Genomic DNA, 9,236 nt, shown 5'->3' with positions numbered 1-9,236 from the left:
GGAGTGCGTTTGTGTTCTTTAAAGATTGAAAATGAGGCATCGCTGCGAAATTAGATCCTAATTAATCCAAATGCAGAGGATTTTCTTGCTATCAAGTATTTAAGCGGTAGAAATGTAGCGTGCAAATTACTGTATTGGAATGGGAAATGGCTGCGGGCGGCTGCTGGGGAGCGCGTTCATTGTATTATGGCAAAAGTTGCGCCTTCTGGTATAACTGGATACACTTCCTTTGGTCGTTTGCTGAATGAACCCCACTTGGTAGAACTTGCTGAAAAAGCGCTATCTCGAGTATTTGATTCAACGGTAGCTAAGCCGCACGGTTTTGTTACTGCTGATTTTAAAGAAGTTGCAGATAGAACTCCTTATAGCGCTGAAATTAATGTACGCCATGTAGCCTTTACCCCATGTTCTGCAGCAGGAGGGGCTTATTTCCCCGCGGATACCATTCAGCTGCTTCACGGTCCTGGAACTTTCGAGCACAGCTATTTAATGTATCAGTTTCCTACGGAAACCATTTCTCTAAGAGATGTAGATGAGCGTCCCGTCCTAACGAAAGACTCTGATTTACTAAAAAAAATTGTCGGCCTTGCGTTTTATCGTGTATAACTTTGTTTTGAACCCCTTCATTTGGTTGTTGGGGTTTTCTTTTTTTCTGTGGAGAGGGAAGTCTTAGTGGGGGAGAGGTCTGCTCCTTGGGGTTTTGTATCTGCTTTTACTTCCAGGGCCCGTGCAGTGGGTGATCGAGCGGCAGGAAGATGCGTTTCCAGGGATGGAGTTGCAGCCGGTTCCAGCTAAGGTGGAGGGCATCATGGTGCTGGGTTCCGAAGGGATTCCTGATTCGCGTACCGATATTTTGGGACAGATCGGGCGTGCGGGTGTTTTGCCTCGTTTATTATGGGGCAGGGATTTGGCTTTAGCCTATCCTAATCTTCCCCTGGTGCTTTCTTCTGCCGGGCGACCCGGAGGCCCGAGTCAAGCTAGTCTCTACCGCGAATTTCTTTTGCGTGTAGGATGGCAAGAACCTGAACGCCTAGTGCTTCTCGAAACACCGCGTACTACCCGAGAGGAAGCCCAAACGCTGCGCGCCGCTTTTCCTGAATGGAGGGCCGTTGTTATCGTCAGCCATGCGAATCATTTGCCACGGGTAAAAAGGATTTTTGAAAAGGAGGGCTTTGAGGTGCATGCTGTTCCTGCGACGTACACGGTGTTACGTCATCCGGCAGGGGAGAAGCTTGATTGGATGCCTGATTTGCGTCATTTACACCTTTGGGCTGGGGTGGTGAAGGAATGGATAGAGGGGGTGATGGTGAATTATTAATGTTTGATGGTAAATGGTTAATGGTGAAGGTGGGTATTTGGGTCTGACCATGCCAGAAGAGGTGGAAGAAGAGAATTTAACGCCCTTAACGGCGGAAGTAGAAAGTGTAGCTGAAGCGCGCCCATCAGGATGGTTCGAGATTTAATTTAGACCCTTTCTATCCTTTCAGCATTTTGAGAATTTATAGCAGGTTGTCTTCGTTGAAATCTACTGAAGCTGTAGTTTTCGTAGATATTGTTAGAATCATTAGCGATTAATCAACTCATTTAGAGTAGATTTCCGTGTAAAAAGAGTTTGTAAACGATTAGGAGAAGGACAAAGATTTAAGTAATTTTGTATGAACAACAAACTTTTATCGTATTATGACGCAAATTAAACTTTTAAATGGCGTTAGAATTATGCCCAGGTGGCTCATTATCCTCATTGATACGTTTTTACTGGGTGTCGCCACGATTTTAGCTTACCTGCTTCGTTTTAATTTCGACATCCTACGTATCAGTGAGCTACACATGTTTTCTGGGGTAGCAGTCTTTATAGGGCTGAGCCTGCCTGCTATGTACGTGTGTAAATCCTATGGGGGGATCGTGCGACATACTGGCTTGCGTGACTTGACACGCATCGGCTGCATGCTGATCGGAACCTTACTAACCTTAGCGGTGACTGCTGAGTTTATGCTGCGCACGGGACTGATGGGGAAAAATTTGTTTTTGCCCTATTCCGTCGCTTTGATCGCTAGCTTTATCAGTCTGTCCTTACTCGTAGGCTATCGCCTGCTGATTCGAAATGCCTTTCATTATGCGAAAAAAAGTGCGAGTCTAAGTAATCGAGACATTCCTGTCCTGTTGTATGGTGCAGGAGATGCAGCGATGATTACCTGCCAAACCATTACGAGAGACTCTTTTTCTCCTTATCAGATCGTCGGCTTCTTAGATGACGAGCCAGATAAGCAGGGTAAAATTCTTTTGGGCTACCCGATCTTTAAAGGGGGTACCGAAGCGCTTCCCCAGCTCGTAGAGAAAAAAGGAGTCAAAGAATTGATTATAGCGATCACCGCACTGCCCGTAGAACGTCTGCGGGAATTGACAGATGCGGCCCTGGCACTGAACTTAAAGGTAAAGAAAATTCCTAGCTCGGTTTCCTGGTTTGAGCAAAAGCCCTTAAAAACTTCAGACATCAAGTCGGTCCGTATAGAAGATCTTTTACCGCGAAAAAGTATTCAGCTAAACGAAGGAAATGTAGCTTCCTTTGTAAAAGGAAAGCGCATTTTAGTGACCGGAGCTGCTGGGTCCATCGGCAGTGAAATCTGTCGGCAGTTGATGCGGTTTGGTTTCTCAGAGCTCCTGCTGCTAGATCAAGCGGAGTCTCCTCTTTACGATGTGCAGCAGGAGTTAAAGTTAGCGGCTCCCGATAAAACGTGCCGGTATGTGGTAGCAGACATTCGCAACAGGCAGGTGATGCAGCGTCATTTCAAAGATTTTCGTCCAGAGGTTGTGTTCCATGCGGCCGCCTATAAGCACGTTCCGCTGATGGAGGAATATCCCCATCAGGCGATTCAGACGAATGTGAAAGGGACGCAGATACTGGCTGATCTTTCGCTTGAGTATGCGGTGGAGAAATTTGTGATGATAAGCACCGATAAAGCTGTAAATCCCACGAATGTCATGGGGGCAAGTAAGCGACTTGCAGAAATGTATGTGCAGGCTTTAGGACAGCGTGTGCGAGCAGATGCTGCCGTGCATACCCGCTTTATTACCACGCGTTTCGGAAATGTACTTGGAAGTAATGGGTCCGTAATTCCCCTGTTCCGCCGGCAGTTAGAGCAGGGCGGACCGCTTACGGTCACCCATCCCGACATTACACGCTATTTTATGACGATTCCAGAAGCCTGTCAGCTCGTCTTAGAAGCGGGGGCCATGGGCCAGGGAGGCGAAATTTTTGTCTTCGACATGGGGCAGCCTGTTAAAATCGCCGATCTAGCTAAAAAGATGATTCGTCTAAGTGGGAAGACGGTGGAAGAAGTAGGCATCGTGTTCAGCGGGCTACGTCCTGGTGAGAAGTTATACGAAGAGCTTCTGAATGATTCAGAGGCCACGCTGCCTACACATCATCAGAAAATCAAAATAGCGCGTGTGAAAACATTAGACTATCGTATCCTCAGAGAGGGGCTACTGCTGCTTTACGGTACCGTACAGAAAGGAGACGATTTCGATCAGGTGATGCAGATGAAGGTACTCGTTCCTGAATTTATTAGTAATAGCTCCAGGTTTTCTCGCTTAGACGCTAAGGTGCTTAATTAAGAGGTTGTCTGTCATTATAACGTGTCATCCGTGTAAAAATGAAAAGCGACTCCATGGGAGTCGCTTTTTTTTCGGGTCAGATTTAAGTAGGTGCTTAAGCTGCGAATTACCGCGCTTGTGTTTTATTAATTTGTATTACAAGAGAGTACTCGAACGTCTGACCCTTTATGCCATCTCTTCTTCCTTCACCCACTTTAGTAGGGTAGGATAAGAGACTTCATTACGGTTCGCAAATTCAAATTTGGAAACCCCCGCACGAGCAGCTTTCTCATACTCACGCAATATACGCTTTTTATCAGAGTCGGTAAAGTTTTTTCTTCTTTTTCTTCCAGTTGGGGTGATATTTTGGCCGAAAAGCCCATTAAATATCTTCGTCAGCATGTTTGCCTCATGCTCCGACGTGATGCCGATGGCCGCTAAGTCCTGCATGGCGATGTCTTTCGCCTTCAAAATGCGCACCTCAACGCCCTTTTCATAGGCCTCTTCGATGCTGCTGTATTGATTTCCTGCTGCATCGTAATATAAAAAGGCAGAAGTAGAAAAGTTTACATGCTGATACTTGTCAACAAATTCCTGTAACGTCATAAGATAAATTGTTTTGGGTGTAAGAGATAATTTGTGATTTAACTTTTTAAGACAGCGCTAAGTTAACAAAAAATTCAAATAATAAATAGTGAAGTTAATTTATTTTACTTAAACTACTGTTATTTGTATCTAATAGCCCACTTTTTCTTCCTCTAACCGCCACTTTTAAACAAGTACCTAATTATTTTAGTTTGTATTCGAACCTAATGAAAGCCGGTTTAATTATGAAGGTCGATTTACGTTCATGCATTCTCCTTATTTTTCTAAGTGGTATTTTTATGAAGTAATAAAATAGTGCTAGTGGCTTCATTCACAGCATTTTGCTTCACCGACGAGCTTGCCTGTACTATCCAGGGTATATTGACAGCACTCGGTAAATTGTTGTTTTAAGATCGCTTTGGCCCGGCGGCCCGCGCTTTTACATTTTCTAAACTTATCCCCAGGCGATCGGCCACCTGCTGCTGCTTCTCTCCACGGATGTAGAGCCCTTCGATCACCACGCGATAGGGTTCCGGTAGTTGCCCTACGAATTTATCGAAGCAACAGACACTCTGTATGCCTTCACGGGCCTGCTCAGCCGGCACTTCCTGCTCCTCCTCTGCGACAAAACGCTGCTCTTTTTCTCGATAGCGATGCACCTCATTCCGGGCGATCTGGTACACCCAGGCACGCAGTTTCGTGGGGTCCTGCAGCTGCTCTAGCCCTGGTGAATGTTGATAAAGGTATTTTGAAAAATATCCGAGGCGGCCTGCTCGTTTTTAATGCGTTTTAAAATAAAGAAGTACAGCCCTTCGCGATATTTCTCCCAAACTTCTTGTGTCGTGCTCATAGCTACAAAACTAAAAAAAGGCCAACATGGTGCCAGCCTTTTTTAAAATTGATTTAACTCCGTTTTATGCGCAGCAGGTGTCATTACATGTCGCGCACTCACATTTTTCACATGGACAGTTACTCTCTTTGCAGTTGACACAGTTGCACTTGGTGCACTCACATGTCGTACAGGTACATTCGTTCATAAGGTTATGGTTTTTTATCTATTCATAACGTAGACCGCCAAGACCCCAAAAAGATACGCGTCCACTGCATTTTTTTTTAATTTTTTTTTCAAGCCAGCCTTCCGCGAAGGTTTACTTACCTGCTTTTTGGCTCCGATGACCGAAGAGTGTCTGAGCGCGGTAGGTAAACCAGCGCGCTACTTTGCCGGCTGAAGCCAGTGCTGCCTGTTATAAAATAATATGCTCCGGCTCCCGCACGCTTACCGTACCATCCGCCTCGATGCTGTCCAGGGTAAGCACCTTCAGCTCATTCACCAGCACAGGATCGTATTTGGCGGACACGCGCACATAATTTTCAGTAAAGCCGAACATGCGGCCCTCCTGCACCTCTTCCTCGAAGAGCACAGTAAAGGTCTTGTTCAGCTGCTGCTCGTAGAAGTAGCGGCGTTTTTTCTCCGAAAGTCCGCGTAGTGCTTTCGAGCGTTCATGGCGTACGGCCAGGGGCACGACCTCCTCCATCTCTGCGGCCCGGGTATTGGCCCGCTCGGAGTAGGTGAAGACATGCAGGTAGGAAATGTCCAGCTCATTCAGGAACTGGTAGGTCTCCAGAAACAGCTCCTCCGTTTCCCCCGGGAAGCCCACGATCACATCCACGCCGATGCAGCAGTCCGGCATCTGCCGCTTGATGCGCGCCACCCGGTCGGCATAGAGCTCGCGGAGGTAGCGGCGCCCCATGCGGCGCAAAATCGTATTGCTACCCGACTGCAGCGGAATATGGAAGTGCGGCACGAAGCGCTTCGAACGCGCCACATAGTCGATGATTTCATTGGTGAGCAGGTTCGGTTCGATAGAAGAAATGCGGAAGCGCTCGATGCCCTCCACTTGGTCCAGCGCCTCCACCAGGTCTGCAAAACGCTCCACGCGCTTGCCGTCTTGGATTCCGAAGTCGCCGATGTTCACCCCGGTGAGCACCACCTCCTTTACGCCCGTCTCGCCGATGCTTTGCGCCCCGCGCAAAATCTCCTCGATGCTATCACTCCGGCTCTTTCCACGTGCCAGCGGGATGGTACAGAAGGCGCAACCGTAATTACAGCCATCCTGCACCTTCAGGAAGGTCCGGGTGCGGTCGTGGAGGGAATAGGCATGGTTAAAGCGCTTGGCCTCCTGGATCTCAGAGGCCAGCACCTGCGGCTGTGCGGGCTTGACAAAACCGTCGAGCAGCTCGATAAGGCGAAATTTTTCCGCCGCTCCGAGCACGGCATCCACGCCGGCGATCTCCGAAATCTCCTGGGGTTTCAGCTGGGCATAGCAGCCGATAATGGCCACATAGCTGTCGGGAGAGATCTTTTTCGCCTCTTTCACGATCTTCTTACACTTCTTGTCCGCGTTTTCGGTGACCGAGCAGGTATTGATAATATAGATGTCGGGGGTATCGATGAAATCCACTTTACGGTAGCCCTTCTCCTCGAACATGCGCGAGATCGTAGAGGTCTCCGAGTAGTTTAGTTTACACCCCAGCGTATAGAAAGCAACTTTTTTCACATTAGACTCCTTATATTCAGCCACAAAGGTACACATTCTCCGGATTTTTTCCTTTTTCTATTTTTCCGCGCCTCCCGGCGCAAAAATCGGTTGTCGGTGCGTTTTTACGCCATATTTTTTCAAAATCACATAAATTTTTCGAAAAACGGGCTAAATTTTCAGCAGAACTGGTTTTAGTTCGCATATTTTCATATTTTTGTTGGTATAATTTTAAACCACTTATAGTAAAGTATGGCAACTTTAAGACATCAGGCGCTATTAAAAGTGCAAGACAGACCGCGTGTTACCGTCACCCCTCCGGCTCCGAAAATTTCTGATTATTTCGGCAGTTTGGTTTTTGGCTCAGAGGAGATGAAGGAGACGCTGGCTCCGAGTGTGTATAAGAAGGTAATGGAAGCCATCGAGAAGGGGGCTAAGATCGAGCCGCTTATCGCGGAAGAGGTGGCCTCTGCGGTGCGCATCTGGGCACTCTCGAAGGGCGTGACGCATTATACGCACTGGTTCCAGCCGCTGACAGGCTCTACGGCGGAGAAGCACGATGCTTTCTTCGACGCGCATGCCGGCATCGAAAAATTTAAGGGCTCTGCGCTCGTGCAGCAGGAGCCGGATGCCTCTTCCTTCCCGAATGGAGGTATCCGTACGACTTTTGAGGCGCGTGGCTACACCGCCTGGGATCCTTCCTCCCCGATTTTTATCTTTGGTAACACACTCTGTATCCCGACCATCTTCGTATCCTACACAGGCGAGGCGCTCGATTACAAAACCCCTCTTCTTAAGTCTATCGAGGCTGTCAATGCTGCGGCGGTGAAAGTGTGCCAGTTGTTCGACAGAAATGTCCGCAAGGTGACGCCTTCCCTGGGGGTGGAGCAGGAGTACTTTGTCGTAGACAAGGCCCTCTTTAACATCCGCCCCGACTTGGTGATGGCCGGCCGCTCTGTTTTCGGTCATAATCCAGCCCGCGGGCAGCAGCTCGAGGATCACTACTTCGGCTCTATCCCGACGCGCGTGAAGGACTTCATGATGGATTTCGAGATCGAGGCCTTAAAATTAGGCATCCCGGTGTCTACGCGTCATAATGAGGTGGCCCCTGGCCAATTTGAGGTGGCGCCGCTATTCGAAGAGATCAACAAAGCCACGGATCACAACCAGCTCCTCATGGACTTGATGGACAAGGTGGCCGATCGTCATAACTTAAAGGTGCTTTTCCATGAGAAGCCATTTGCCGGCGTAAACGGTTCGGGTAAGCACAACAACTGGTCCCTGATCACCGATACGGGCATCAACTTGTTTCAGCCCAGTAATTCGGCGCGGGAGAACTTGCAGTTCCTATGCTTCTTGGTGGCCACGATCAAAGCGGTGTATGACAATGCCGACTTACTACGTGCCAGCATCGCTTCTGCCGGAAATGATCACCGCTTAGGTGCCAATGAGGCCCCTCCGGCGATTATTTCCGTGTTCTTAGGTTCGACCTTGACGGGTGTTTTAGATGAATTAGAGAAAAACGGTAACATTTCTATCGAGAAGGGCGACAACATGTACATGAAGTTGGGCATCTCCAAGATCCCGGAAATCATCCTGGACAATACCGATCGTAACCGTACTTCGCCTTTTGCTTTTACGGGTAATAAGTTTGAGTTCCGTGCGGTAGGTTCACAAGCCAATGTGGCAGGACCGATGACGGCCTTGAATGTGATCGTGGCGGACGTTTTAAATGCGCTGCATGCAGAAGTAGAAGCTTAATGGAGGCCGGTAAAGAGAAGAAAATCGCCATCGTGGAGGTACTACGCAAGTACATCACTGCGTCCAAGAAGGTGCGTTTCGAGGGAGACGGTTATTCGGAAGAGTGGGCACAGGAAGCCGAGCGTCGGGGCCTATCGAACTTGAAGAGCACGCCATTCGCTTTAGATGTGTATACGCGTGAGGAGGTAAAAGCCCTTTTCGACAAGCACAGCGTCATGTCGCCGATCGAGCTACATGCCCGTCATGAGATTATGTGTGAAAACTACATCATGAAGGTGCAGATCGAGTCGCGCGTGATGGGAGATTTAGCCCTAAACCACATCATTCCTACAGCGATGCAGTACCAGAATGTATTGATCCAAAACGCCCAGGGTTTGGCTGCTTTAGGTTTAGACAATAAAGCCGCAGTGGAGACCATCAAGCAGATCAGCAAGCATTTGGAAAACCTCAAAACCGATGTGCATGCGATGATCGAGGCCCGCAAGCGCCTAAACAAGATCGAAGATCCTGCTGAGCGTGCGAAGGGCTACAGCACTGACGTAAAAGACGCCTTCTTTGATAAAATCCGCTACGCGGTAGACAAGTTAGAACTTCTCGTCGATGACGAATATTGGCCGCTGGTGAAATATCGTGAGTTGTTGTTTTTAAAAATAGTAAAAAAAGCGAGAGGGGCTTTTTTAATTGTTAATGGTTWATTGTTAATTGTTAATGCTTGGGTTTAWGCTGGGWWTGGTTGGGTATAGCGATTCGGGCTTGCAT

General features: G+C 48.2%; 8 protein-coding genes and 1 pseudogene. 5 read left to right on the top strand and 4 right to left on the bottom strand.

The annotated features are described in order from the left end of the window. The first annotated feature begins 186 nt into the window (after nucleotides 1-186). The 4 genes from A3SI_RS15890 (at nucleotide 187) to A3SI_RS15880 (ending at nucleotide 3,615) form a co-directional block, all read left to right on the top strand. Nucleotides 187-606, top strand: a complete 420-nt coding sequence (locus A3SI_RS15890) for a hypothetical protein (RefSeq protein WP_238531822.1) — start codon at nucleotides 187-189, stop codon at nucleotides 604-606. A 94-nt stretch (nucleotides 607-700) separates the two neighbouring features. Continuing rightward, entirely contained in the window at nucleotides 701-1,318 is a 618-nt protein-coding gene (locus tag A3SI_RS15885; protein WP_009057501.1) for a YdcF family protein, read from the top strand. 13 nt (nucleotides 1,319-1,331) lie between these two features. Then, nucleotides 1,332-1,463: a hypothetical protein gene (locus A3SI_RS21805; protein ID WP_262491797.1), complete on the top strand. Its 132-nt coding sequence runs from the start codon at nucleotides 1,332-1,334 to the stop codon at nucleotides 1,461-1,463. A 217-nt stretch (nucleotides 1,464-1,680) separates the two neighbouring features. Beyond that, entirely contained in the window at nucleotides 1,681-3,615 is a 1,935-nt protein-coding gene (locus A3SI_RS15880) for a polysaccharide biosynthesis protein (protein ID WP_009057500.1), read from the top strand. A 165-nt stretch (nucleotides 3,616-3,780) separates the two neighbouring features. Here the strand turns inward: A3SI_RS15880 and A3SI_RS15875 are convergent, their stop codons facing one another. From A3SI_RS15875 to mtaB, 4 genes are all read right to left on the bottom strand, one after another. Next, nucleotides 3,781-4,200 carry a helix-turn-helix domain-containing protein gene (locus A3SI_RS15875; RefSeq protein ID WP_009057499.1) on the bottom strand — a complete coding sequence of 140 codons (420 nt, stop codon included), beginning with the start codon at nucleotides 4,198-4,200 and terminating at the stop codon, nucleotides 3,781-3,783. Nucleotides 4,201-4,586: 386 nt separating this feature from the next. Further along, nucleotides 4,587-4,892: a sigma-70 family RNA polymerase sigma factor gene (locus A3SI_RS19835; RefSeq protein WP_262491798.1), complete on the bottom strand. Its 306-nt coding sequence runs from the start codon at nucleotides 4,890-4,892 to the stop codon at nucleotides 4,587-4,589. 5 nt (nucleotides 4,893-4,897) lie between these two features. Beyond that, on the bottom strand, nucleotides 4,898-5,029 hold the full coding sequence (locus A3SI_RS21800; RefSeq protein WP_262491796.1) for a hypothetical protein: 132 nt from the start codon (nucleotides 5,027-5,029) through the stop codon (nucleotides 4,898-4,900). 394 nt (nucleotides 5,030-5,423) lie between these two features. Then, entirely contained in the window at nucleotides 5,424-6,737 is a 1,314-nt protein-coding gene (mtaB, locus tag A3SI_RS15865) for a tRNA (N(6)-L-threonylcarbamoyladenosine(37)-C(2))-methylthiotransferase MtaB (protein WP_040671208.1), read from the bottom strand. A 231-nt stretch (nucleotides 6,738-6,968) separates the two neighbouring features. Here mtaB and A3SI_RS15855 point away from each other — a divergent pair. Next, nucleotides 6,969-9,127: pseudogene (locus A3SI_RS15855) on the top strand (glutamine synthetase III family protein); the annotation flags it as partial. Nucleotides 9,128-9,236 lie beyond the last annotated feature (109 nt).

This window comes from Nitritalea halalkaliphila LW7 (genome assembly GCF_000265075.1).
Taxonomy (GTDB): domain Bacteria; phylum Bacteroidota; class Bacteroidia; order Cytophagales; family Cyclobacteriaceae; genus Nitritalea; species Nitritalea halalkaliphila.
The sequence above is the reverse complement of the archived record's forward strand: the minus strand, read 5'-3'. Positions and strand labels throughout refer to the sequence as shown.

Bases quoted from the DNA above. Each gene is read 5' to 3' on its own strand.
- A3SI_RS15890 (WP_238531822.1), top strand. From the start codon at position 187: ATGGCAAAAGTTGCGCCTTCTGGTATAACTGGATACACTTCCTTTGGT.
- A3SI_RS21805 (WP_262491797.1), top strand. From the start codon at position 1,332: ATGGTTAATGGTGAAGGTGGGTATTTGGGTCTGACCATGCCAGAAGAG.
- A3SI_RS15880 (WP_009057500.1), top strand. From the start codon at position 1,681: ATGACGCAAATTAAACTTTTAAATGGCGTTAGAATTATGCCCAGGTGG.
- A3SI_RS15875 (WP_009057499.1), bottom strand. From the start codon at position 4,200: ATGACGTTACAGGAATTTGTTGACAAGTATCAGCATGTAAACTTTTCT.
- A3SI_RS21800 (WP_262491796.1), bottom strand. From the start codon at position 5,029: ATGAGCACGACACAAGAAGTTTGGGAGAAATATCGCGAAGGGCTGTAC.